Below are 26,001 nucleotides of genomic sequence, written 5' to 3' on the forward strand. Positions count from 1 at the left end.
AGATGCATCATTTTCAATAATAGGTAACCGGTTACACATATTATATGAAATCGTATTCATTATGTCAAAGACTTGTTTTAACACAAATAGTATTATAAGGAAGATGGCTTCACAGGTTAAGATGAGCGATTTTCAAACCAGTGTAAAGCCAAAGTAAAAGACACCCACGGTGTCTTTTACTTTACTCATTACAATATACTTATTTCAATGGCGTCCATACCCAGTTCTCTACTTCTGGCAAATCTATACCTTCTTCACGAATGAATTGGTGATGTTTCTTCACGATAGCATCCATTTCATCTGCGATGGCTGTATGCTGATCAGCATCAGGCAAGCTCAGAACAACTTCCTTCGCGAGGTCAAAACGGTCCATTTGATTCAAGACACGCATATCGAATGGTGTTGTAATATCGCCATTCTCACGGTATCCGTGTACGTGCAGGTTATGGTTATGACGATCAAAGAACAAGTCTTTAATTAGACCTTCATACCCGTGGAAAGCGAAAATAACCGGTTTATCTTTTGTGAAAAATTGATCAAACTCTTCGTCAGATAAGCCACGCGGATCAAGCTTCTGGCTTCTCAGTTTCAGCAAGTCAACCACGTTGATGTAGCGAATCTTCAACTCAGGTAGTTTCTCATGCAGAATGGAGATCGCTGCTAAGCTCTCAATCGTTGGCTCTGTACCTGCAGAAGCGATGACAACATCCGGCTCTCCACCTTGATCGGTGCTTGCCCAGTCAATAGTCTTTAAACCCTTTTCAACCAGTTCCTGTGCTTCATCCGCACTAAACCATTGTGGACGTGGATGTTTGGAGGAAACGATCAGGTTGATTTTTTGACGATCGTTTAAGACCGTGTCAAAGACAGCCAGTAAGGAGTTCGCATCCGCTGGCAAATATTCACGGATAAATTCTGGTTTTTTATCAGCCAAGTGACCTAATAGACCTGGATCCTGGTGAGTGTAACCATTGTGGTCTTGTTGGAATACAGTTGAAGTTGCCACCACATTTAAGGATGGGATATCTGCACGCCAGCTTTGATCCGTTGCTTTACGCAACCATTTGAAATGCTGAGTGATCATGGAATCGACTACACGCAAGAAAGCTTCATAACTTGCAAAGAAACCATGACGACCAGTCAATACATACCCTTCCAGCAAGCCTTCTGCCTGATGCTCCGACAATTGTGAATCGATAACCCGACCATAAGAAGAGAGAAATTCATCATTGGGTTCTTTGATTTGATCTAGCCATTGACGTTTCGTTACTTCAAAGACAGGTCCTAGACGATTGGACATCGTTTCATCCGGTCCGAAAATTCTGAAATTGCGGTTCTCTTCGTTGAGAGAAATCACATCTTTCATGTATTTACCAAGCACGGCCATATCTTGTGCAATAACTTGACCTGGTGTGGAATTATCAAGTACAAACTTACGGAAATCCGGCAATTTAAGATCTTTAATTAGATTACCAGCATTGGTAACAGGGTTCATCCCCATACGACTGTTGCCTGTAGGTAGAATCTCCGCAATTTCAGCCTTCAAAGTACCGTTGTCGTCAAATAATTCTTCTGGTCTATAGCTATTCAACCACTCCAGCAATGCTGGGGCGTGTTTCATATTTTTTTGATCCACTGGAATTGGCACCTGATGGGCACGGAACGAATTCTCATTTGGTACACCGTCCCATTGCTTCGGACCTGTCCAGCCCTTAGGAGAGCGGAAGACCAGCATTGGCCAAACCGGACGAGTAAGATCATTGTTCTCACGCGCATTCTTTTGAATCGCTTCAATTCGTTCGACGATAGTATCGAGCACCTTCGCCATTTCTGGATGCATGAGATCAGGGTTTTCGCCTTCAACAAAGAATGGTTCCCAACCCATACCTGTAAAGTATGCTGTAATTTCTTCTTTCGATTGACGGGATAGGATTGTCGGATTACTGATTTTGAAACCATTCAAGTGCAAGATCGGCAGAACCGCACCATCCGTAACAGGGTTGATGAATCGGTTGGAGAACCATGAAGCAGCTAGGGGTCCAGTTTCAGCCTCGCCATCACCAACTACAACAGCCGAGATCAAATCTGGATGATCTAGTATGGCACCAACACCGTGAGATAAGGAGTAACCCAATTCGCCACCTTCGTGGATAGAACCAGGTGTTTCAGGAGCAGCATGAGAAGCAATCCCACCTGGGAATGAGAATTGTTTGAACAACTTCTTCATACCTGGGATATCTTGCGTAATTTGAGGATAAATTTCAGTGTAGCTACCATCGAGATAGGAGTTAGACACCATAACCTGACCACCATGACCAGGACCCTCAATATAGAACATGTTCAAGTCATATTTAGTAATGACCCGATTCAAATGGGCATAGATAAAGTTTTGGCCAGGAATAGTTCCCCAGTGTCCGATTGGCTTGATCTTTACATCTGCATCCTTCAGTGGTTCCTTTAACAACGGGTTATCCTTCAAATACAGTTGACCTACAGATATGTAGTTCGTCGCGCGCCAATAAGCATCGAGCTTTTCAAAATAAGTTTTTGATGAGTAATCAACTTCCATGGATAATACCATTTCTTCCACTCCCCAAATTCTTTTTATATTTACATTGCCGTATTACTTCTACAAGTACATCATACCGCCGCCAAAAATTAATTCAACCTTTCCAACAAATGATACGGTCCAATTATGTGAAAATATGAACATAGTATGAAAAACGGAGTAAATTCACTGTAAAAAACCTTTGATATTTAAATTTCTGTAAAAATATAGGATCATTTTTCGATGAGATTTATGGTCGGTAGCTCAACTATATTTTGTGCAAAATAAAAAAAATAAGACTGAGAAAAATTCCCCAGTCTTATTTTTAATCAACCGATACAAATGTATTAAATTTTAAAAATTTGTAGTGGAATCGCATATGCGAAAATTCAAAAGGTGTGCCATTATCCAAAAAGAAAATGCCTTCCATAATACTAACGGGCTCATTCTCCTGCAAATTCAGCAGTTCTTGATCATTGGAATCGGATGGTTCTGCAGATATTGATAAAAAGGATTTGGTAACCGCCAAGTTGCGCGAATCCTCCAAATAATTAAAAATAGATCCCTCGATAATCGTCTGATTTAAATTTTGTACGATTTTTATCGGGATATACCCTGTTTCAATCATAAAGGGCTCATCTTCAAAGAGACGTAATCGAACAATTTTGTAAACAAAGTCATGCGGCCCTAAAAACAAATCCCGCTGTAACTCTTCTGTTGGTGGGATGACCTCGAACTTCAACACTTTAATCTTAGGCTTCTTGCCATGCATATGAAAATTGTCGGTAACGCCTAAATTAGAGCCTTCGTAGTTAAAAATAGATTCATTTTTTATGTATAACGGGTTAATAAAGGTTCCTGAACCACGTTTTTTAAAAATAATGCCGGCATTCGCCATTTTAGTCAGAGCACTTTTAATGGAACTACGACTCACTTGATAAGTCTCACTGAGACTCCGTTCATCCGGTAATTTCATATCAGGAAACTGCCCAGCAAAGATTTTCATTTTTAGATCATCAATAATTTGCTTGTAGACAAACTGTGTCATGAGGTACTCCTTTTAAGGTGATTACATGTTTATTTCAATCTTTACTATAACATAATAACTAAGCAGTTTATACGATTACACTCATGACTTATTAATCCACCGGATGGATCGGATTCTAGAAATCTGTTCGTTATTTTCGGCGGCGAATGTTCATGCGATTATACATCACTAAACCGGCGATGACCATGCCCAGCGTACCTATACTACTAGCCACTTCGGATGTCAACCCAATCAAAATACACAGGTTAGTAACCAAGCTTCTCGTAAGCAATGCGACAGCAATTAGCATAATTGGACGCATAATATTATATCTTTTCATTTCAGTAACACTCCTAACCTATTTTTCTTAAGCGCTTAACCTAATTAATCTATATGTATTATAGCATAAGTAAGTAACCGCATACATTTTACGTAATGATAACAATTTCGGTCTAATTAGAGATTATCTCAGCATCCAATGTTCGTTTTTGTTCGACTTTAGGTATAGACTTATCGTTTTTTACGGATTATAATAACAAACGAACACCAAAAGACGAACATTAAGGCGGATATTATGATTGAATATATGCAATTATTCCTAGGTACTTCATTTTCAAGCAAATCACCAAGGGAAATTCAAATTTTAAAAGACCACCTCTTTTGCATTAATACAGATGGGATGATAGAAAAGATCGTTTCACCAGCGGAGCCCGACTATCAACCTTTATTAGATACTTATCAAGACCAAGATAACTTCCATCGATTAGCTGAAGGTCAGTATTTTTTGCCTGGCTTTATCGACTTACACGTTCACGCACCGCAGTGGGCTCAATCCGGAACTGCGTTAGACATTCCACTCTATGATTGGTTAAATACGTACACCTTCCCATTGGAATCTAAATTTTCGGATCTAGATTTTGCAAAAAAGATCTACGATGATGTGGTTGATACTTTGCTCGCGAACGGAACCACTACAGCTCTTTATTTTGCAACGGTACATAAAGAAGCCAGCTTATTATTAGCTCAAATATGTGCGGAAAAAGGGCAACGCGGACTTGTTGGAAAAGTGGTGATGGACGATCCTCAGGGAAATCCAGAAAACTATCGCGATACTGACACCCACACCGCATTAGTAGATACGGAGGAATTTATATTAGCTGTAAAGGAATTAGCCAAATCTACTAAGCAAGGCGTTTATCCAGTAGTGACACCTAGGTTCATTCCAAGCTGTACAAATGAGGCTTTGCAAGGTTTGGGAGACTTGGCCGCTAAATATGATACTTATATTCAATCGCACTGCAGTGAAAGTGATTGGGCGCATGGTTATGTACAAGAACGATTCCAAAAAAACGACGCCTTTGCCTTGCATGACTTCGGTCTGCTCCGTGATAAATCTGTAATGGCACATTGCAATTTTTTAGATGAAGATGATGTGAATTTGTTTGCGGAGACAGGAACGGCTATTGCGCATTGTCCGATATCGAACGCTTATTTTGCCAATAGTGTCATCCCTATCGCTCATTTTCATGCCAAGGGTGTGGAGATTGGTTTAGGGTCTGATATTTCCGGAGGTTTTTCTCCTAGTCTCTTCGATAACATCAGACAAGCTGTAATGTCTTCAAGAATGCTAGAGGATGGCGTTAATCCTTCCCTTCCTGCACAAGAGCGTGGCTTACTAGGATCGCGGATTACGATTGATGAATCCTTTTATCTTGCTACTGCTGGCGGTGGTGAAAGTTTAAGCTTACCTATTGGACGTATCCAAGAAAACTATGCATGGGATGTACAGATTATCGATACAAAAATACCATCGGCTAGATTGCCTATCTTTGATGGGAATGAAGATTTGCATGACGTGTTTCAAAAAATGATGTATCTAGCTCGACCTGAGAATATCCGTGAAGTCTGGGTACAGGGTGAAAAGGTTCATTCACGTTAAGGATCGATAAAACTAGAAAATATAAGGTGGGCATCTGAGTGGAAACACAAGCAAACGTGCAAGATCAAGCGCCATTAAAGTCACAGCTATTAACCGTTCTACCCGATGAAAAAGTTTCCTTCGGTAAATCCATCATCCTAGGCTTTCAGCATGTTTTGGCAATGGACGTTTATGTAGTTCCTTTCCTGATTGCAATGTTAATCGGCTTACAACCGAATCAATCAAGCGCGTTGATTCAATCTACCTTTATTGCTGCTGGACTTGCAACGATTGTGCAGACATATTTCTGCATGAAGCTTCCTATCGCTCAAGGTCCTTCTTATGTTCCACTTGGTGCGATCGTCAGTATTTATGCAGCTAGTGGCGGCGGGGAGCTAGGCTGGAGTTCTGTGTTAGGAGCCAGTTTGATCGGTGCGATCCTGGTTATTATTTTGGGTTATGTCGGAATTTTCAATAAAATCGTTAAGAACTTTATCCCACCTATTGTAGGTGGTACGATCATATTCATAGTTGGTCTTTCTTTATTACCTGTTGCTATTAGAGACAATATCTATGGTGCTTCAGGCGCTTCAATCAATCAGAATGTGTTATTAGCCCTTATTTCAGCGGGTACACTCCTGTTATTCGTAATTCTCGGTTCTATGTTCCGTAATAAAGGATCTATCTTCCGAATCATTTCCGTCATGATGGCGTTAGTAGTCGGATGTATTGCTGCTAACATGATGGGTGTGTTAGATTTCTCAGCGATTAGCAAAGCGAACTGGTTTAGCATGCCGCGCATCGCTTTTGTAGATTTCGGATTCTCTTTCAACTTTTCAGCTATTATCACCATGGTCATTATTTATCTCGTACTGCTAGCTGAAACAACAGGTACCTGGTTTGCTGTCAGCAACGTAATCAATAAGCCTTTAACAGACGAACATATTAACAAAGGTGTTATCGGTGAAGGGATTGGCTGTCTTATCGCTTCTGCACTCGGATCAACACCAGTTACAGGCTATTCAACAAATGCGGGTATTATCTCCATCACAGGTGTTGCTAGCCGTCGAGTTTTCCTCGCTGTAGGAGGATGGTTTGTCCTCTTCGGTTGTTCTGGTAAATTAGCTGCTTTGATCTCTTCGATTCCTTCCGCTGTAATCGGCGGCGTCTTCGCTATCGTCTGCGGGATCATCGCGATTAATGGTGTGCAGGTGATGAAGAATGTTACCATTGGCGAAAAAGAAATGTATATTATCGCAATACCGATGATTATCACGTTAGCTTTGGTACTCATTCCTGGCGATTACCTACATTCCTTACCTTCATTTGTGCAATATTTATTGGGCTCACCTATCCTAGCGGCCTCATTGGCAGCGATCTTATTGAATAAATTATTGCCTAGTAGCAAATAAAAAGTAAAAAGGGGCTAACCCAAAAGGCGACATTTGATGTGCCCCTTTGAGTTAGCCCCTTATTTTTACTCTAATTCTAAATACAGCCCTATAATAGCTGCTTGTGAGGCTAGCACTCCCATCCCCTCTAGGTTCTCTCAAATTAATATAAATCATTACTTACATCAAAACAAAAAAAGACACCATTAAGGTGTCTTCGTTGATACTCCATATGGAACTGCCGGGAGTCGAACTGTTCGTCTACTAAACGATTCACTAAGTACATGATCATATATCTATGATGAGCGAAGGACTTGTCTTCTCATCCACATCGTTGCAACCCACTTCTCGCCTTTGATTACTGGCGTACCCGCATGCAAGGTGGATTCGTTTAATTCATGATTATCGTAAAAATATTCGAAGTAGACCGCCATACCTTTGTTAGGAGACACTGATAAATTAAGCATAGGGAAATCTGTTTCGCCACCTTCCTCCACATCGTTCAAATACATCACGAGCGTGCTAATTCGATTATTGCTACTTGCTCGACTCGTTTGTGTGAAGAAATCATGATGGGGTAGATACTCTTGGCCAGGGATATACTGCAGAACTTGCAAGCCATCGCCATGCTCGATAGGAATATTCATAATTTGAGAGAATCGTTTCTCAATTCTTGTAACCGTCTCATTCTCCTCACAGAACACACCACTGCTCGTTCTAATTGGATTAACCGCATGGTCTTCGCCTATCCTCGAACGTTGCAATCTTTCCCTAGAATATTCAATTAGCTCATTGCATTCCTCATCGCTAAGAACATTCCCTAGTAAGACAACCAGTGGTTCCTCGTACTTGGCAAGAATCCGAATCTCTCGATCTTCTGTCTTGATCGAATTTCCGATATGATCAAATATCGTCCGTTCTTTGTCTGTCGTATTCTCTATCATCCTTAAGCAGCTCCCAAGTTATAACATCCATCGCAAAAAACATACCATAAAATGGTTTTATTTGCTTGATTAACTTCAGAACATCTAAAGACTCAGAAAATCAGCCCAACGTTCGCTTATATAAATCTAAAGAATAATCAAATCCCTTTCGATACACTAAAAAAACCTTCAACCACATGGCTTGCGGTTGAAGGTTTTCGCTGTCGCTAGCTTAGTTTAGCTGCTTCGAGGAAGCGCTGTAGAATCACGGTCATTTCGGCACGTGTAATGACGTTGTCCGGGGTAAGCTGGTCTTGATTGCCTATAATAATTCCGTATTTAATGTTAAGCGCAGCCGCCGCTCTTGCAGACAAGTCAAGCAAGTGGTGATCTTTGAATGCGCTAAGCTGTTGGGTGACTTCACGATCGGTAATCGTTGTTTCCAAACCGGCAAGCTTCATGGCTTTCGCCAGCAGCACCATCGCTTCTTCCCGGCTTAGCTTCTCATTGGGAACGTACTGATTGCCATTGCTTGTCGTTACTAACCCATAGCTCTCCGCAATGGAGACCGTTTCATAATACCACTGACCGCTTTTAATATCAGCAAAGCTTGCAGACTGATCGAATTCATGCAATCCGAGAGCCCGAACCAGCAGCGCCGTGAACTCTGCTCGGGTAATTTGCTTGTTCGGCTGGAAGCTCGATTCGGAGATGCCTTGGACAATCAGCTTCGCCGCCGCTTGCTCGATCTCTTTCTTCGCCCAATGCTTCTGAATATCGGCAAAGGTTTTTGAATTCTCTATTACGGCATAGGGGCTATTCGTCAGGCTGTAAATAACGGCAAATGTCTTGCCGTTCTCCTTCACTATTCGGGTTGGCACCGGCACGATGTTTCCGTCCTTCGTAATCGTAATGCCCGTCATGATTCTACTGTAGGGATCTGCCGAATTTGGGATAGCGATCGTCCGCTTGACATAGCTGAGAAACTTGTTGAGTTCAATCGTGGTACCGCCATGCTTTGCCGACATGTTGAAATTGATCACCGGCGACAAGAGTCGGGCCTCCCCTAACTTATTGGCAACTTGCTCGATATCACTATTTGGAACGCTGTTAATCTCGACTTGAATCTCCATGTTGCGCAGCGCATCTTCCGATCCGAAGCTCTTCGCAACGAGGCCCCAATCAATCTGATTGGCGGCTAGGAGATAGGAAGCAAGCTCCGTTTGAATTTGAATATCCGCGTTTCGGTCATTCAGTGTTTTGATCATTTGACTGTTTAAGAGCAGAAGAACACGATCCGAATCATTGTGAACCGGTATGAAAATGAATGGTTTATTGGATAAGGAATCAAGGTAACGTGATAATTTTGCTTCGTCGAAGGTTACCGTTGTCACTTTCTTTCCGTTAATAACGGCAGTTGTTACTTTCCCTAAATTCTTGTGTTTCACTCCATTGATTTCAATCTCCAGCTCTGAACCTGAACTTAAACTTGGAACTAAACTTGAAACTGAATCCGAACCGGATTGAACGGTCGTGATATTCAGCGTAAACATGACAGTCGTCTGATTGCCTGCTGCATCGGTGACGACGAGCTTATAGTCGCCTTCGGCGCTAACGGTCGCACCACTCGCGAATGGATCACCGTTCATAGTCGCTGTGCCTTCGTTAAATGTAGCCGATTGGTTCGTATTATAGCTAGAACCTTCAGTCACACCACTAACTGCAGGAGCAGTTTTGTCGATGGTGAATTGAATGGTTGTGACGTTGCCCGTCCCGTCCGTTACGATAAGCGTGTAGTCGCCTTCGTCTCTGACTTCAGATCCGCTAACAAATGAATCTCCGTTTAAGGTTGCATTGCCCATGTTGAAGGTGATCATTCTGTCGGTATTATAACTTGCTCCGTAAACAACACCGATTACAGATGGGCCAGTTTTATTCATCGTAAAGTTGATCGTCGTAACATTGCCCGCCGCATCCGTCACAATGAGCTTATAATTGCCTTCTGCGGAAACAATTGCGCCACTCACGAATGGATCGCCGTTCATAGTCGCTATGCCTTCGTTAAAGGTGATCATTCTGTCCACATTGTAGTTCGCTCCGTCAGCAACGCCGATAACCGTTGGGGCGCTTTTGTCGATGGTGAAGTTGACTGTCGTAACGTTGCCCGCCGCATCCGTGACGACGAGCTTATAGTCGCCTTCGGCGCTAACGGTCGCACCACTCGCGAATGGATCACCGTTCATAGTCGCTGTGCCTTCGTTAAATGTAGCCGATTGGTTCGTATTATAGCTAGAACCTTCAGTCACACCACTAACTGCAGGAGCAGTTTTGTCGATGGTGAATTGAATGGTTGTGACGTTGCCCGTCCCGTCCGTTACGATAAGCGTGTAGTCGCCTTCGTCTCTGACTTCAGATCCGCTAACAAATGAATCTCCGTTTAAGGTTGCATTGCCCATGTTAAAGGTGATCATTCTGTCGGTATTATAACTCGCTCCGTAAACAACACCGATTACGGATGGGCCAGTTTTGTTCATCGTAAAGTTGACTGTCGTAACGTTGCCTGCCGCATCCGTCACAACGAGCTTATAACTGCCTTCGGCGGAAACGGTCGCGCCACTCGTGAATGAGCTTCCGTTCAATGTAGCTGTGCCTTCGTTAAACGTGATCGTTCTGTCCACATTGTAGCTCGTCCCGTCAGCAACGCCGGTAACCGTTGGAGTGGTTTTATCGATAGTAAAGTTAACCGTCGTAACGTTGCCTGCCGCATTGCTGACGACGAGTGTATAGTCGCCTTCGGCGCTAACGGTCGCACCATTCACGAATGGATCGCCGTTCATAGTCGCTGTACCTTCGTTAAATGTGATCGTTCTGTCCATATTGTAGCTCGTCCCATCAGCAACACCGGTAACCGTTGGGACACTTTTGTTGATGATAAAGTTGACCGTCGTAACGTTGCCTGCCGCATCAGCCACAATGAGCTTATAACTGCCTTCTGTGCTAACGGTCGTGCCGCTCGTGAATGGGCTTCCGTTCAATGTAGCTGTGCCTTCGTTAAACGTGATCGTTCTGTCCACATTGTAGCTCGTCCCGTCAGCAACACCGGTAACCGTTGGGGCACTTTTGTCGATGGTAAAGTTGACCGTCGTAATGTTGCCTGCCGCATCAGCCACAATGAGCTTATAACTGCCTTCTGTGCTAACGGTCGTGCCACTCGTGAATGGGCTTCCGTTCAATGTAGCTGTGCCTTCGTTAAATGTGATCGTCATATCCGCTTTATAAATTCCATTATTAATAATGCCGTAAACGGTAGGTGCGGTTTTGTCGATCTTAAATTCTATTGTCGTTGAGTTACCAGCAGCATCAACCGCGATGAATGTATATGTTCCTTCCGTACCCACAACGGTTCCGCTCGTGAATTGGCTTCCGTTCAATGTAGCTGCGCCTTCATTAAAAGTGACCGTCCGATTGGAATTATAAAGCCCGCCATTCGTGATGCCGCTCACCACCGGTTTGACGGTATCAAGCGTAATCGTATCGCTTAAAGTTACGATATCTTTACCGTCTGTTATTTGATAATAAACGGTTCGGATTCCTTCTGCATTAAACAACATCCAATTTTTGCTCGACAAAACGTCTTCCCATATGCTCCATGTTAGCTGATCGTTCGAAAACCTCACGTGCAACACATCTTCAACATTTGGATCGGAAGCCGTTAAATTCAGCTTCACGCTGCTCGAATTCGTGTACGCTGCGCCGTTGTTAATCGCTATCGTTCCAGTTGGAGGATCACTTAGCGCATAGGTGACGATGAGTTTAGGATGATAGGCTGCGTTGGAATCCTCTTTTGAGCTGACGATTGCGCGTGCGTTCGTTAAACTTTCATTGCCTTGAAGGACGAATGTAGCTTGCCGATCAACCGCACTCGTGATTTCGGCCACAATAGGCGTAACATCAAAGATTACGAAACCGCCATTGGGTATCTGGTTATTGGATTTCCGAGTATAGTTAACCGAGGATCTTTGGGGAAAGACGGCTCCGTCCGTATTACCCATATCGTTATTGCCCGAACCGTACGCGTCTAAATAAAAATTGGCAAGATCGCTTCCTTCTTTGAAGTTCACATAAAGCTGAAGCTCATATTTGATCGGCCTACCCGGTTGCGGGAGATTCGAATCCAGATTGAAGCGTAAGGCTCCTCGAGCCGTATAAGGCGTACCGTCTATACCTTTGCCAATATATATCCTACCTTCCAGGTCATTAGTATAAACTCCAAAGTCGCTGTCCCATAACAAATCACTTTCCGCATTTAACAATTGGGTTGCTATCGGCGGATCCGCCGCCAAAACCGGACCCGCCGCGGGTGCCAGCAATCCAACGAATAAAACGGCGATAATAAAAAAGATTGGTTTTCTTCCTTTCAACATTGTCTTCCCCCTTTGTAATGGACAAAAAATCTGAAGTTTTAGTTGGCTTCAGGTCGAGAAACGTACAGGCTCCGTATTCCGTTATTATCGATACGGATATTCTCCGTCAACGCAGATAATGAAGTACATTGGAAAATAAAGTTGCATATTATTGTAGGGTTGGCTACCTCCGGCTAGCTGAAGCACCGCTAGATTGATCTGTAAGTTTCCTGCGGATCAAGGTCATGCCACCTTCAGTGACTATATCCAATCTATATATTAATTCTTTTAAAATACGATAAATAGTGACGTCAGTCATCAAATTGTCATGTAACATTTTTACATTTTATGGTATGATAATCCATTACCTCATTCGGTTGTGAATCTACATGATGGGGGTGAGCTGCAGCGATCCCCTGTCCGAAAATAACACATCTGCATCCCCGTTATACCCTGAACACAAATAAAAAAAGCCCCAAACATATTGTTTGGGACTCTGAGCTCTATATTAGAGTTTTCCGACATTCGATAAATCCAAATCCTTTTTCTGCGTAATTGGTAATAACGAGGGTTATAACCCGGAGAATTAGTGAATCTCCGATTTCCTCGCCAATATACGCTTCTATCGTATTTTTCTTTGATACGCAGATAGCATAACTCCTACTAAAATAAACAAAGATCCTAATACTTCTACACCGGTAATTGGTTTGTACAGTAATATTAATCCCATAATCATGGCTACAAAAGGCTCTAGATTAGATAATACAGACGCTTTTGAGGCATCAACATGCCGAATATTGTTATTCCAAATAAGCGTGGCTATGCCATGTACAACAACGGCAGTTCCGATCAACAACGCCCAATCCGTAATATTAGAACTCATTCGTAAAGGTGTATCTAGCGAGAAGGCAAACGGGATCGATACAATAAAGCCTACCAGATTAGAATATAAAGTAATCGTGAGCGGATCTATTCTTTGCGAGAGAACCCTAGTCATAATAATCATAATTGCAAATGTTATCATTGTTACAACGATCCACAGTAGTCCTTTATCAAAATGCAAAGAGGACGATCCACCTTTTACGACGACAAAATAAATGCCGATGATTGCTAGAATGGACCCCAACAACATACGGACCGTTAATTTCTCTTTTAAAAAAAGAGCAGCTAACAAACCCGCTAAAATAGGAGTCATAGCTAAAATTATTGCAGATGTTGTTGGATCAGCTGTTTGCAGCCCTTTAAAAAAGGACCATTGATTTATAAACACTCCAATAACACCTAGAGATAAAATTAGTAGTACATCCGATTTACTCACCAGCTTAAAATTCTTTTTATAAGCCGTTATTCCAACTAGAAATAACACTATAAACAAAAGTCTCAGTGAAGTTAACAGACCAGGGGAGAAGTCCTGAACTAAGATCTTTCCAAACACAAAATTGCTACCCCATACGACTACACAAAAAGTGAGCCAACCATAAGCTTTTAACATTTAAATCACCTTTCAATAATACCGACTCCACAGTTTTCCCATAACAGCTTTACGCCAAAAAAAATAGACCCCACCCATCGTAAGATACGGGGTCTATTGTACTGTTGGTTAGTAAGCATCGGTTCTTCTTTGTATCTATTATAACCTCCATGGTTTCTTCATGCGCTTAGTTTATAGAGGAAATAATTCCCGTACTCACCGGAACATGAGGCTTCACTTGTTCCCGTCCCCTATTCCTCCGGATTCTGAGAACGCTTCGTAAAGAACGCTACAACAACCGCAAGGATAGCAAAAGCAAACCCGATCAGAAATGCATTATGCACACCAGAAACCATGGCCTCGGTTATTTGAGTCGGAGCCGCCGGATCAGCGGATTGCTCCAGATAGCTGCGTTGCCCGGAGGTCATAATGCTGATGAAGAACGCAACTCCAATCGCACCCGCTACCTGGGACAAGGTATTAAGAATAGCCGTTCCGTGAGGATAATATCTCCGCGGAAGTTGGTTTAACCCATTGGTTTGCGCAGGCATCATGATCATGGAGATGGAAACCATCATACTGACATGCAGGATGATAAAAGTCATCTTAGGCGTATTGGCTGTCACCTGCGTGAAGAACCACATCACGACCGCTAACAGCACAGCTCCAGGAATAATCAACGCTCTCGGACCAAAGCGGTCAAACACCTTTCCCGTAATCGGAGAAAGAAGCCCGTTCAAGAGACTACCCGGCAGCATGATCAGACCTGATGCATAGACGGTCAAGCCCAGAGCCCCCTGAAATAAGAAGGGTAACAGTGACATCGTCGAGAACATCGTCATCATCATGATACACAATAGAATCGTTGTTAAAGTAAACATTGGATATTTGAACGCTCGAAGATCTAGTAGCGGCTCTATTAATTTCAATTGACGAAGCACGAACATGAGGAGCGCTGCAAGACCCAGCAATATCATTCCGTATACCTGTAGGCTGCCCCATCCCTCACCGGAACTGCTAAATCCATATACGACTCCACCAAACCCGATTGTAGATAAAATAATGGAGAACACATCGACTTTTGGTTTGGTAGGCTGAGAGACATTCTTTAAATAAATGAATGCGAAAATAATGGAGAAGAGCGCAAAGGGCAGGACGATATAAAATAGCCATCTCCATTCGAAGGATTCTAGAATGATACCCGAAAGTGTTGGGCCAATAGCAGGTGCGAACATCATGACGAGTCCGATACTCCCCATGGCCGCTCCTCTTTTTTCTGGAGGATAGATTAAGAGAATCGTATTCATGAGTACTGGCATCATTAATCCGGTACCTGCCGCTTGCAATAAGCGACCGAACAAGAGAATAGAAAAGCCGGGGGCAATTCCACTAACCAAAGTTCCCAGCGTGAACACGATCATAGCGCCTAGAAACACCTGCCTTGTTGTAAACCATTGCACCAGCAAGGCGGAAGCAGGAATCAGTACGGCAACAACCAGCATATACCCCGTTGTGAGCCATTGCATAGTCGATGCCGAGACATTAAGTTCAATCATTAATTGAGGAAAAGCGACGCTTAACAGCGTTTCGTTCAATAAGGAAAAGAATGCCCCAATGATTAAAGATATCAAGATTGGAAGTCTCTTCACATTGTCTAACTCCTTACTCATATTAAACCTCAGCTTCTTTCTTTTTCTTTATCGATCCGGGAGCACCCGTGCCAAACTGATAACGGTAAAGCATAACTACAGCAATAACCAGCAGGGACATGACAAGGAAAATGTTACTATACACATGGGCAGTAGCATTAGTATTCAAAGGATTGAACTGCACTGCAGCAGTGCCTTTGTCGAGTATTTTCCCGACCACACTCATGGCCATTGCGCCAGAGATAAAATTGATCATAGAGAGTAATCCCATACCAACTCCGGTTTCCTCTTTTGGCAACGTCCGCGAAATCGTATTGGACATTGAGATTTGCATGAAAGTCTGACCCACGTTTCCTAATATTAATATGATGGCAATAAAATATGCTGATACCCCAATAAAAGTAGATAGTAGGGAGAAAGCTAGAAATAACAATACCGAGGCGACGAACACAAGTGCGAAATTACCGCGATCGTCAGCCAACCTGCCTCCCTTGCGTCCCATAATAGCTGAAGCAATTGCAGCTGGCACTAACACGAAACCAATGGTCGAAGGGGTCAAACCATTCACTGTCGCTAAAAATTGTGGTGTCATGAATGTCATGCTAAAGCTCATAGCTGTCGTAGTAAAAGCAAGCAGCAGCCCTATCGAATAGGTTTTGTTACGGAACAAGACCGGTTTAATAAAGGGCTCCACAGCTTTCCGAATCCGAATGATGAATAAGGCTAGCAAGACAAGTCCTCCGAGGAACAACCACACTTGCATCTGTGTGATTGCAAGCAAGAAGATTGCCACTGCTGCAGCTAGTAACCCGCCACCAAGAACATCAATACTTCCTGCCTTCCCTTTGGCATTATCTAAATACTTCCGAAAAAAAGGTAGCGTCAGTAGCGGAAGCAAGGAAAAGACGAACATAAGTCTCCAATTCCCAAAGCTGGTGATCAGTCCTGCTGCGACTGGCCCCAAAGCATTACCAAGCGCCATCCCAATCGCAGATGTTCCGAGCGCCCGCCCCCTCTTCTCAGGAGCAAAATATCGAATTGGAATGATCATTGCAGTTGCAGGAAGAACGGAAGCACCGGCAGCCTGAACTACACGCCCCAAAATAATAATCCAAAACTCACTAGCAAGCAGACCAATTAATGAACCGAGAGCGAAAATAAGAAGTCCGTACGTTAACAAATCCTTCAGCCGATATTTATCCGCCAATTTCCCCATTACGATGGATCCTACCGCGTATACCACCATATAACTGGTCATAATCCAACTAACTTGCGAAGGCACGAGATTGAACTCTTTTCCGATTTCAGGGAGAGCTACATTGAACATCGTACCGTTCATAACCGAGAATATTAAGGTAACTACAAGTATTTTTAGCAGCTTATCTGCATTTTGTGATGATGTATCCGTCATAATCTAAACCTCTTTTCTGATTGAATTCATAACTAAGTATAAGTAAAAAGATAAATAATGAGTATACTCAGTATATTATATTACTGAGGATACTCATTATTTTCTTTTGTGTCAAGTCTTATAATTTACTTTGAACCCGTTAAAGCTATACACTAGCCTCACATAAGATTTAACAACGCAGAAACATGAAAACATGCAAGAATTAGGGCTAAAATCATGAGCACTACTGCCGGAATTATTTTACCAATTGGATCACTAGAACGAATATGGAACAGTACCGCCCCTAGCATGATGCAAGCCAGCCATAATGCAGCAATCGCGAGGACTCCCTCATTCCAAAAACCAATAATCAGACCTACAACACCTACCAAGGCGATCAAACCTGTTGCCACTCTGAACCATTGGGGTAATCCCAAGTGAGAGAAGGTGTCCACTTGCATTTTGGCCCCTGCTAACTTAGATATTCCCGAGAAGAAAAAAGCAAAAATTAATAAGCATTGCAATACTAGTGCTATAATAGCCATGTAAAATCCCCCACAATTTTATAGTTATTATTATCCTTTAGTGCTTGTTTACAAATACAAGACATATCACTTTTTACGTCAATCACCACACTCTCCATCATTAAAATCAACTATGAAAATAGCGGTTCAGCAAGAATATAAATACTCTCTTACACCGAACTATAGCTGTTTATGCCTTATGAGGGTATAATATAAAGAGGATACTCATTAAGAGCTCCCTCATATTCACTATTCTCACAAAATTGAGAATATAAAAAATTGTCAAAAAAGTCAAGGAGGTAATACATTCATGAACTCAGAGTATCCAAAGGCGATAGACGTCATCCACATATTAATGAGATCAACCAATTACATTAAAACAGAATTTCAATCCCAGTTATTAGCGCTCGATACACCTTATCATCTCACTGGTCCTAGGTTACGTCTGCTCTCAGTCGTTGCCGAGGCAGGCAAGATTCGGATGAATGAGTTAGCTGTTAAGCTAGGGATAAAAGCACGTACCGTTACCGACTTTGTTGATGCACTCGAACAGGATAAGCTCCTCGTTCGAATTCCTGATCCGACCGACCGACGAGCTACGCTGATTCAGCTTACGGAGCTTGCCCAATCTACTATTGAGCAAAACCTTGCTTTCCAAGATAAAGTCGCTGACAACATGCTGGAAAATCTTTCGCAAGAGCAACGAAAGCAATTTTATGACCTTCTATTGCAGCTAACCAAAGACAAAGCCATTTCCGAGTTATGTGAAGAAGCTAAGTGAGTCGGAGCCAAGTCGAGGAACAGTAAAAAACCACAACCGCACATGGTTGTGGCTTTTCCTGATGAGGTATCTCTAGTATTCGATATTACCCCTTTACACTTCCCGCCGTAACGCCTTCAATAATTTGCTTTTGCAATACGCTATAAATAAGCATGACAGGCACCACACAGAATACGATACCTGCAGACATTTGCGCGTAGTTAGACAGCTTGGCATCCCGGAACTGAACCATTCCAACAGGCAAAGTACGTAAATTATCGTCCGATAGGAAGTAATTCGCAAGCAAGAATTCATTCCAATTCCCTAAGAAGGACATGATAAATACCGTAACGAGCGCCGGTCCTACTAAGGGCAAGGCTATTCTCGCGAAGATTCCCTTTGCAGTGAGTCCATCAATAACAGACGCCTCTTCGATTTCTGCGGGCAATGAGCGCATGAAAGCGGCGATAATAATCGTAGATAATGGTATCGCATTTGCAACATACGGGATAATGAGGGCAAGATGGGTATTCAATACTCCGATTTTTTGCAGCAATAGATAGATTGGAAGCATCAAGGATGTATTTGGAATCAGCATTCCCAGCAATACGACACTGTATAAGATTGCACTGATCTTGTTATACTTCATGCGCGTTAGAGCGAATCCAATCATGGATGAGATGATAATCGTCAGACATGACGATACTACCGAGATGTATAGACTATTAAAGAAATAAACGTTAATCTTCGCATTTACCCATGCATCAACATAGTTTCCCCAATGAAACTCTTTAGGCAGCCCGAACGGACTTAACGCAATCTCTGCATTGTTCAATTTTAAGGAAGAAAAGACTACGAAAAGAAATGGGAACAAAATGATGAGCAGATACGCCATTAAAAATATGTGATTCCCGCTTTTTTTCAGCGCATTCATCATTAGTAATCAATCCTTTCGGCACGTTTTGCAATTAAGACCTGATATAGAACTGTAACCACCATCGTGAAAATAAAGATGATGAAGGATAATGCGTTGCCGTACCCATACTTAAAGTTGGTGATCGCGTACTTGATCATATAAGTGGCCATTACGTCAGTCGAGCTTGCAGGACCGCCCTTTGTCATGACGATAATAATATCGGCTGCTTTCATTGAACCTGCAATGGAGAGCATAATCACAACACTGATTACAGGCATAATGAGAGGCATCGTGATCCTTCTTACGCGTTGGAGGCCGGTTGCGCCGTCAATCATGGCAGCTTCATCGAGCTCTTTAGGAATCGTAAGTATTGCTGCAAGAATCATTACGATATAGAAGCCTGCCCATTGCCAACAGTTTGTAATTAGTATAGACAGCATCGCTGTCTTCGGGCTACCTAACCAATCGACCGGTTGTCCGCCAAAGAATACTATAATCTTGTTCAGCAAACCGACATCATAGTTATAAATGAACCCCCATAATATACCGATTACAGCGGTTGACATGACGGTAGGCATAAAGATCGCCGTCTTGTATAAGCCTTGAAGCTTCTTTACATTCGCAATCATTAATGAAGCAACGATTGTAATCGGAACTTGTATAAATACAGAGAATAATATGAAATAACCGTTGTTTTTTACTGAACTCCAGAACGCCGGGTCTGAAAGTGCTTTGGAAAAGTTTCTAAAGCCAACCAGCTTCACATGATCTGAGATACCGTTCCAGTTCGTAAAGCCGTAATAGAGCGAGCTAATGAGCGGATAAACAAAAAACATGAAGAGTAGCAGCATACCTGGAATAACAAACAGTATATATGTCATTGGATTTCTTAAGGCTTTATTCATATCACTCACACCACCTTGCCAATTTATCATCTTGATGATCTAAGGGCACCCTTTCTTACTATAAGGGCGCCCTTATGGTCACAACCTATAAAATTTATTCTGCGTCAGCATTCGCCTCATCTTGAACTTTTTGAATCGCAGCGGTTGCCTCCTCAGGTGTTGTTATGTTGCTGATTATTTTTTGAATTTGATTACCGATTTCTGTTGTTACATCAGCAGGTACCAAAGCATCAAATGCAGCGTAAGAAGATTCCGAATGAAGCAGCATCATCATAATCTCTTGCATCATTGGGTCTTTTACCTGTTCCTTCACTTTTGCTTCGTCTAGCTTCATGCAAGGCAACGATCCGCGTTCAACGAGGAAACGCATCTGCATATCTTCGGTGTAGAAGTTTTTAATGAACGATTTCACAGCTGCGAGCTTTTGCGGATTTTTGGCTACTTCCGCTGAGAATGCATAACCATTATTCATATCCTGCATGATGGACGTCTGATCACCTACACCGCCAGGCATCGGAGGAAAGTTGAAAAAGCCGATCTTGCCAGCAAGACTAACGCCCGCTCCACCTTCCTGGAATAATGAAGCTGCCCAACTGCCGTCAAACATCATAGCAGAATCGCCATTAATAAATTGGGTGTTGTAGTCAACATACTCAAGGCCAAGCTCACCCTTCTTGAAGTAACCCTTATTCACCCAATCTTGATGAATTTTGAACGCTTCCGTCACTGCCGGATCGGTCCATTTCGCTTCGCCAGTCGAGAATTTCGCAGTTACTTCTGGACCTGCAAGGCGTGACCAAATTTGGTTGGTCAGCATCAGTGGTACCCATGCGGACTTAGAAGCAGATGAGAATGGAATTTTGCCATCCGCTTTAATTTTGTCCATAAGCGCTAACAATTCATCGTAAGTTTTAGGTACTTCGAAACCTTTTGATGCAAAATACTCTTTGTTGTAGAATACGCCCTCAGCGCTCGCTGACATTGGCAGCCCGTATACTTTGCCATCGACAGACCATGCATCGAGATTAAGGAATTTATCTTTGATTCCGAGCTCTTCAAGAATCGGCGTAATATCCAGTACTTTGCCTTCCTTCGCAAAAGTCTTCACATCAGGGCTACCGAATGCATCAAAGATCTCTGGCACGTTTCCTGACGCCATTTCACCTCTGATTTTATCTTTACGGTTGACTTCACCATCTACGCCATCCATTTTCACCTTTAACCCAGGAACCTCTGACTCCATCTTCTTGACTGCTTCCATTGTTAAATCTAGAGTACCCTGCCTTCTTTCCCCGATCAGAGCATGACGGAATGTGATCTCAAAAGGCTTTCCTTGTGTGGAATCGGAAGTTTCGCCGCTTGCAGATGATCCATTATCTGTTTTAGAACCACAACCAGCTACTGCAATGGAAGATATGAGCATCAAAGACATTAGCACAAGTACATTCTTCTTCATTAATATGACCCCCAAATTATGAATGATTTATTAAGCATAATCTCCTGGCTTCGTCTTGCTCTTCATTGCCACTCCAAAATCGGTATATATCCGATTGCGAAGCTCAATTCCTTTTGCGGTTGCAATATGATGGCCTAGAATTTGGAACGGAATGATCATGATGAAAGGTGCCATTTCTTCTGTTAAATCAAGCTCTAGACCAATCGTGCGTTCATCACTTGCGCGGCTCAGCGACAAAGTATACGTATAGTTTGTATACTTACTCTCATAGTCGTGCAGCAGCACGAGCCTCTCTTGCGCCTTGCCTCCTATCTCTAGGAAGAATATTCGGTGCTCGGGATTCACCTCCAAGTAAGGACCATGCATGAAGGCCTCCAGCTCAATCCCTTGCGAAGGCATACGAACCGTCTCACAGAATTTTGTCTCGAATTCTTTGATCGTTCCGAATACAGGCCCATAGCCAATTGCTGTAAAGCGAGGTGCGGTAACAAATTCGTCTCTATGTCTATCAAAAAATTGCTCCGTCTTCACAATCGTTAATGGAATCGCATCAATCGCTTGCTCGAACTGACGCAATATTTCTTGCTCCTTCTCCTGAGTAACCTTGCCATTCATCACAGCAATTCGGAGACCAGCTAACATTAACGTGAAGACGGTGGCAAGAAAGCCCTTTGTCACGAAGCCCACTTTCTCTTTCCCGCAGCCTATATCAATTGTGATGTCAGCTACTGTCGAGATTTCAGCATTCACATCACTTGTGAGTGCAATCGTCGTAAGCTCTGTTTCTTGGCGAGTTCGCTCTAGCGCACCGATTGTCGACGTGCTCTGACCACTCTGAGATATCGCTACGACGAGATCTGTGTACGGACTAAACGATTCATAGTTTGTAAAATGAAATGGCTCACGGATATCAATTCGAACGTCAGCCAATCGCTCGATAAAATATTTCGCACTGAGTGCTGCATTTATACTTGAACCTGTTGCGAACACTAGCCAATCCGCTTTCGTCCCAGCTTTCGCTGCGAAGGCTGCCACATTGTCCGGGTAGGAAGCAAGAATGCTGCGAGACATTGACTCTTCCTCATGAATGTAGGTCATCATCGTCGGCTTCAAATCAAGATTCATTATCGTACCTCCTCTGCTTCGAATGATTCTGCAGTGGAAGAAGTGTCTGCTGCATACAAATCTGCCAATATGGACATCCATTTGCCTGCAAGTCCGACCCAAACTTCCTTATAAGTGGCGTTGTTGAATTGCGGCCAATAAGGGACGTCCTCGTTGCCGAACGTTTGAACACCCACAGGAAGCTCTCCTGTCATTTCACCGCTTAATACGGAATATTGCTGCGCGTAACGGTAGCCTTCACCGTACATGAGTGATTGACCGAATGGATTTTTCCCAACAATCCAATGCAGCTGACCCTCTGCAATATCCAAGAGCTCTTGGTCCTTCAAATATTGCCCGGCGATCGAAGCCGCTTTGCCTGTGGACAACACGATCGCATTATTTCCTTTGAAAGAGAACCATGCCGGGAAACGGCGTAAGTACATCCCCTCCGTTAATTGAACACCTTCTTGCAATTGAAGCTTGTAGTCGTCATGCGCACGCTCATCCACGAGCAAATGCTGGTGCCCAAAGCTTCTCTCATCTAGGTGCTCATCCACATGATAAAGGCCGCTTGAGATCATCGGATATGGCGCCGTATACGAGCTTAATTTTTTTAGATACAATCCGTACGCTTGAATCGATTGAAGCCAGTCAGCGGCTTCCCCGTGGTTAGGCTGTGTCTCGTGTACACTGACCAAAGCCTGCAGGTACAGATGTTCGCGAGCCTGATGGTTGAAGTGCTGAATGACCTTTTTATCCGTATTGCGGTAGAAGAAGCCTAGGAATGACGTTCCATCCTGAAGAGGGATGCCTTCTAACTCCTGTGACTGCTCCACATAACGGATAAATTCAACCGCCTTCTCTGCATAGAGCTCATCCTGAGTTGCCATGTATAACATCGAGGCTGCCCAGGAGGCCGTAGCCATGAATAAGCTCTCAGAAGTTTGATACGTATGTTCCCAGAAGATTGGCTTCTGATCGAAGCCAGCCTCTGTAAAGACATCGAGCGCATATTGGAAGTCTTCCTTCGCTATCTCGAGTAGACGCTTGGATAAGGCCTCGTCAGGGAGGCGGGATTGAATAAAGGCCTCAATTCCTGAACAATAAAAATTCTCATAGGCTTGATTATGCACACGTGCGGCGCAGTCATCCATATTGCCAATGCGACCGTCCGTCCAACGTGTAATTCCCGCACTAGTTGCACGATAGCCGTCACCGTATCTAGTTTTTAGCAGAAAATCAAGACCCCACTCGCCTTCCTCCAATAAGCGAAGATACAAATCCTCATCAATTGGCCCAATTCGCTCAGCTAACTCAAATAATGCAAGCGTCACTTCAGCGGTCTGTATCATTTGCTGCGACACATCCCCCGCATCATGCCAACCGCCGTGGAAGGCAAGCTTCGTCCCGTTATGCTCTGCGATAATATCTGCATGACAGGTACCATGAATGCCAGGAACCGGATAACCACAACGTTCACAGAACACGAAGTTCAATGATTTCCAGATCGAAGCATGCCATACCTTTGCAGAGGACCCAATCGTGAATGGATGTGAGACGATTTCGTCAGCTTGGATATAATAACGACCTTCCGCCGTAACCTCTGTGAATTCCATCAATTGAAACTGTCCGATACCAGTCTCAACGTGGTCTATCGTACCTGTATATACGGATTTTCCGCTCTTCTCACTAATGATCTGAAAATGCTCAGTATCCAGCTGCTGTGCTAATGCCGTCTTGGCGCTATCTGTCCGGTATCCGGAATGAGAGAATACAATTTCACGCGGACTTGGTAACCAGCCCTTCGTCACTTCCTGCTGATCGACAAGCTCTAATTGAATCGACCTCACTGAAAGCTTCATAGAGTCACCTGTCGCGTGGCTTTTTCCATTAATGAAGTAGCCGATCTCTACCTCTGTAATTACATCTCGCGGCAGCTCCGCGATGTTAAGATGAATCGTGTTCCAATCGGTGTTCGACAAGTTAATGCCATGTACACCTTCACGGAAATAAATATCTGGAATTGGAATTACGCCTTCATTCCGGAATTTGATCATCACGTATGTGTTCGGAGTGCCTTGAAAATCAGCTTTCAGCTCGACTGCAATACGATTGAACGGTTCCCAATTCTCACGATGGAATCGCTGTACGAGCCACGCTTCACCAAAGTTAACGTAATCTCCATCCTCTGGTGCGCCTTCCGGCCAATGTGGCATCACGGTAGGCGATGTGATAGACAACGACCCATCATGATCTACCTTCATTTCGCCAACACCTTTGAATGTCCATCTACTAGCGTCTGACTCTTTTGCACTAAATAAAATACGTGAATCAAGCACTTCCAGCTGCTTCTGAGCTGCTTCTAATGAATGCTTGGTGTATCTAGGAAGCGGACGATGGATGTAACCCGTTTGCTTAATATCTCTCAGCAGCTGCTCACTCAGCATTGCCTAGCCCCTCCCCGCTTCTTGATTGACTTGCCGCGAGACCAGCTAATGCTGCACCAACAAGTCCCGTTTCTTCGCTCTTTACCTTCGTATATACCAGTCCATTTGTAACAAATCGCATTGTACTCGGGTTTAACGCTTGCTTGATTCGCTCGAAAAAGTAGGGATTTCGAGCAACGCCGCCGCCAAGCACAATCGTATCGGGATCGCTCACCCTCACTAAATTCATAATCGCAGCCGCAGCTGCATGAGCCGCATCATCAACAATGCGCGATGCAAGTGGATCTGCTTGCTCTGCCGCTTCGAATATCGTTTGTGCAGCAATCCGCCTGCCTTCCACGAGTTCAAGCACAGTCGACGGATACTCTGGAAGCAAAGCAGCAACACGCTCGTGCATACCTAAACCTGAAGCGATGCGTTCAACACAGCCCTTGCGACCACACCCACACCGCACATCGCTATCCATCGCAACGACCATGTGTCCCACTTCACCAGCGTTAAAGTGGCTCCCTTCCACGTAGTGTCCATCCACTACTGTTCCTGCCGCGATGCCTGTTCCAATGTTAAAGTAAATAAAGTTCTTCGACTGTTGGCCCCAGCCAAATGTCTGCTCTGCGTGCGTCGCACAAGCAACATCATTATCTACACCGCACGGCAATTGAAAAATAGGTCTGAGCTGCTCATTTACGTTAATCGATTCCTTCTTGTCGGGTTGTATCTCGTGCCATATTCCATTGCGTGTATCCACACGTCCAACCACGCCAATGCCAATCGCTATTTGCTCGCGGGCAATCAAGGCACTCCCTGTTTGAAAATCATTGATCGCATGAATAATTCCTTGTAATGCAGTATGTTGGTTTGTTGTATCACTTGGATACGACTTCGTTTGCAACACCTCACCAGTCGGAGTTACTTCACCGACAAGAATCTTCGTCCCCCCTAAGTCAACTGCAATAATCGAATGTGGAATTTCCATATGTGTATCTCCTTCTAATTTGGTAGCGATACCAAATACAGCTGAAAATCTTTTTCGTAAATCGAGATTATCAAATTATGAAAGGGCTGTCAATACATTATTTTACTAGTATTATCGCATTTAGAGGTATATGACTGACCTATCAATAATCGAAAAAATATCGTGGTATCGTTACCAAATATGCTTGTTA

18 protein-coding genes are annotated in these 26,001 nt (G+C 43.4%); 3 read left to right on the forward strand and 15 right to left on the reverse strand.

Annotation, left to right across the window (positions count from 1 at the left end; all coding sequences use genetic code 11):
• Positions 1-199: 199 nt before the first annotated feature.
• From NSS67_RS01555 to NSS67_RS01565, 3 genes are all read right to left on the reverse strand, one after another.
• Positions 200-2,581, reverse strand: coding sequence for a phosphoketolase family protein (locus NSS67_RS01555; protein WP_339318031.1), 2,382 nt, complete (start codon positions 2,579-2,581; stop codon positions 200-202).
• Between the two features lie 292 nt (positions 2,582-2,873).
• Positions 2,874-3,596 carry a GntR family transcriptional regulator gene (locus NSS67_RS01560; protein WP_339318032.1) on the reverse strand — a complete coding sequence of 241 codons (723 nt, stop codon included), beginning with the start codon at positions 3,594-3,596 and terminating at the stop codon, positions 2,874-2,876.
• A 130-nt stretch (positions 3,597-3,726) separates the two neighbouring features.
• Entirely contained in the window at positions 3,727-3,915 is a 189-nt protein-coding gene (locus tag NSS67_RS01565; RefSeq protein WP_339318033.1) for a hypothetical protein, read from the reverse strand.
• 234 nt (positions 3,916-4,149) lie between these two features.
• Between NSS67_RS01565 and guaD the strand changes: the two genes are divergently transcribed.
• Together guaD and NSS67_RS01575 are read left to right on the forward strand one after the other, a co-directional pair.
• Entirely contained in the window at positions 4,150-5,514 is a 1,365-nt protein-coding gene (gene guaD / locus NSS67_RS01570) for a guanine deaminase (RefSeq protein WP_339318034.1), read from the forward strand.
• A 38-nt stretch (positions 5,515-5,552) separates the two neighbouring features.
• Positions 5,553-6,905, forward strand: a complete 1,353-nt coding sequence (locus tag NSS67_RS01575; protein ID WP_339318035.1) for a solute carrier family 23 protein — start codon at positions 5,553-5,555, stop codon at positions 6,903-6,905.
• 275 nt (positions 6,906-7,180) lie between these two features.
• Here the strand turns inward: NSS67_RS01575 and NSS67_RS01580 are convergent, their stop codons facing one another.
• The 6 genes from NSS67_RS01580 to NSS67_RS01605 all read right to left on the reverse strand — a co-directional run bounded on the left by NSS67_RS01580 (position 7,181) and on the right by NSS67_RS01605 (position 17,265).
• Complete coding sequence (locus NSS67_RS01580) at positions 7,181-7,828, reverse strand: 2OG-Fe(II) oxygenase (protein ID WP_339318036.1); 648 nt, start codon at positions 7,826-7,828, stop codon at positions 7,181-7,183.
• Between the two features lie 206 nt (positions 7,829-8,034).
• Positions 8,035-12,231, reverse strand: a complete 4,197-nt coding sequence (locus tag NSS67_RS01585) for an S-layer homology domain-containing protein (protein ID WP_339318037.1) — start codon at positions 12,229-12,231, stop codon at positions 8,035-8,037.
• 601 nt (positions 12,232-12,832) lie between these two features.
• Positions 12,833-13,702, reverse strand: a complete 870-nt coding sequence (locus NSS67_RS01590) for a DMT family transporter (protein ID WP_339318038.1) — start codon at positions 13,700-13,702, stop codon at positions 12,833-12,835.
• Positions 13,703-13,932: 230 nt separating this feature from the next.
• Positions 13,933-15,351: an MDR family MFS transporter gene (locus tag NSS67_RS01595; protein ID WP_339318039.1), complete on the reverse strand. Its 1,419-nt coding sequence runs from the start codon at positions 15,349-15,351 to the stop codon at positions 13,933-13,935.
• Between the two features lies 1 nt (position 15,352).
• Complete coding sequence (locus tag NSS67_RS01600; RefSeq protein WP_339318040.1) at positions 15,353-16,741, reverse strand: MFS transporter; 1,389 nt, start codon at positions 16,739-16,741, stop codon at positions 15,353-15,355.
• 158 nt (positions 16,742-16,899) lie between these two features.
• A complete protein-coding gene (locus tag NSS67_RS01605; protein WP_339318041.1) occupies positions 16,900-17,265 on the reverse strand; it encodes a DoxX family protein in 366 nt (121 codons plus the stop codon).
• 289 nt (positions 17,266-17,554) lie between these two features.
• Here NSS67_RS01605 and NSS67_RS01610 point away from each other — a divergent pair, with 289 nt between their 5' ends.
• Positions 17,555-18,025, forward strand: coding sequence for a MarR family transcriptional regulator (locus tag NSS67_RS01610; RefSeq protein ID WP_339318042.1), 471 nt, complete (start codon positions 17,555-17,557; stop codon positions 18,023-18,025).
• Positions 18,026-18,110: 85 nt separating this feature from the next.
• On the opposite strand, the gene NSS67_RS01615 is transcribed toward NSS67_RS01610, so the two are convergent.
• The 6 genes from NSS67_RS01615 to NSS67_RS01640 form a co-directional block, all read right to left on the reverse strand.
• Positions 18,111-18,938 (reverse strand): carbohydrate ABC transporter permease, encoded by an 828-nt coding sequence (locus NSS67_RS01615; protein WP_339320471.1) that lies wholly within the window; start codon positions 18,936-18,938, stop codon positions 18,111-18,113.
• A gap of 2 nt (positions 18,939-18,940) precedes the next feature.
• Positions 18,941-19,825, reverse strand: coding sequence for a sugar ABC transporter permease (locus NSS67_RS01620; RefSeq protein WP_339318043.1), 885 nt, complete (start codon positions 19,823-19,825; stop codon positions 18,941-18,943).
• Between the two features lie 94 nt (positions 19,826-19,919).
• Positions 19,920-21,281 (reverse strand): extracellular solute-binding protein, encoded by a 1,362-nt coding sequence (locus NSS67_RS01625; protein WP_339318044.1) that lies wholly within the window; start codon positions 21,279-21,281, stop codon positions 19,920-19,922.
• A gap of 30 nt (positions 21,282-21,311) precedes the next feature.
• Positions 21,312-22,394, reverse strand: a complete 1,083-nt coding sequence (locus tag NSS67_RS01630; RefSeq protein WP_339320472.1) for an SIS domain-containing protein — start codon at positions 22,392-22,394, stop codon at positions 21,312-21,314.
• Positions 22,395-22,405: 11 nt separating this feature from the next.
• The gene (locus tag NSS67_RS01635; RefSeq protein WP_339320473.1) at positions 22,406-24,832 is read right to left on the reverse strand and encodes a glycoside hydrolase family 9 protein; all 2,427 of its coding nucleotides are present in this window, start codon (positions 24,830-24,832) and stop codon (positions 22,406-22,408) included.
• A complete protein-coding gene (locus tag NSS67_RS01640) occupies positions 24,825-25,811 on the reverse strand; it encodes an ROK family protein (protein WP_339318045.1) in 987 nt (328 codons plus the stop codon). The genes NSS67_RS01635 and NSS67_RS01640 overlap by 8 nt, the downstream gene beginning before the upstream one ends.
• Positions 25,812-26,001 lie beyond the last annotated feature (190 nt).

Source organism: Paenibacillus sp. FSL R10-2734, from assembly GCF_037963865.1.
GTDB lineage: Bacteria > Bacillota > Bacilli > Paenibacillales > Paenibacillaceae > Paenibacillus_AQ.

Coding starts and splice junctions, on each gene's coding strand:
- NSS67_RS01565 (WP_339318033.1), bottom strand. CDS start 3,915: ATGAAAAGATATAATATTATGCGTCCAATTATGCTAATTGCTGTCGCA.
- NSS67_RS01600 (WP_339318040.1), bottom strand. CDS start 16,741: ATGACGGATACATCATCACAAAATGCAGATAAGCTGCTAAAAATACTT.
- NSS67_RS01640 (WP_339318045.1), bottom strand. CDS start 25,811: ATGGAAATTCCACATTCGATTATTGCAGTTGACTTAGGGGGGACGAAG.
- NSS67_RS01590 (WP_339318038.1), bottom strand. CDS start 13,702: ATGTTAAAAGCTTATGGTTGGCTCACTTTTTGTGTAGTCGTATGGGGT.
- NSS67_RS01605 (WP_339318041.1), bottom strand. CDS start 17,265: ATGGCTATTATAGCACTAGTATTGCAATGCTTATTAATTTTTGCTTTT.
- NSS67_RS01615 (WP_339320471.1), bottom strand. CDS start 18,938: ATGAATGCGCTGAAAAAAAGCGGGAATCACATATTTTTAATGGCGTAT.
- NSS67_RS01560 (WP_339318032.1), bottom strand. CDS start 3,596: ATGACACAGTTTGTCTACAAGCAAATTATTGATGATCTAAAAATGAAA.
- NSS67_RS01595 (WP_339318039.1), bottom strand. CDS start 15,351: ATGAGTAAGGAGTTAGACAATGTGAAGAGACTTCCAATCTTGATATCT.
- NSS67_RS01555 (WP_339318031.1), bottom strand. CDS start 2,581: ATGGTATTATCCATGGAAGTTGATTACTCATCAAAAACTTATTTTGAA.
- NSS67_RS01585 (WP_339318037.1), bottom strand. CDS start 12,231: ATGTTGAAAGGAAGAAAACCAATCTTTTTTATTATCGCCGTTTTATTC.
- NSS67_RS01620 (WP_339318043.1), bottom strand. CDS start 19,825: ATGAATAAAGCCTTAAGAAATCCAATGACATATATACTGTTTGTTATT.
- guaD (WP_339318034.1), top strand. CDS start 4,150: ATGATTGAATATATGCAATTATTCCTAGGTACTTCATTTTCAAGCAAA.
- NSS67_RS01625 (WP_339318044.1), bottom strand. CDS start 21,281: ATGAAGAAGAATGTACTTGTGCTAATGTCTTTGATGCTCATATCTTCC.
- NSS67_RS01580 (WP_339318036.1), bottom strand. CDS start 7,828: ATGATAGAGAATACGACAGACAAAGAACGGACGATATTTGATCATATC.
- NSS67_RS01610 (WP_339318042.1), top strand. CDS start 17,555: ATGAACTCAGAGTATCCAAAGGCGATAGACGTCATCCACATATTAATG.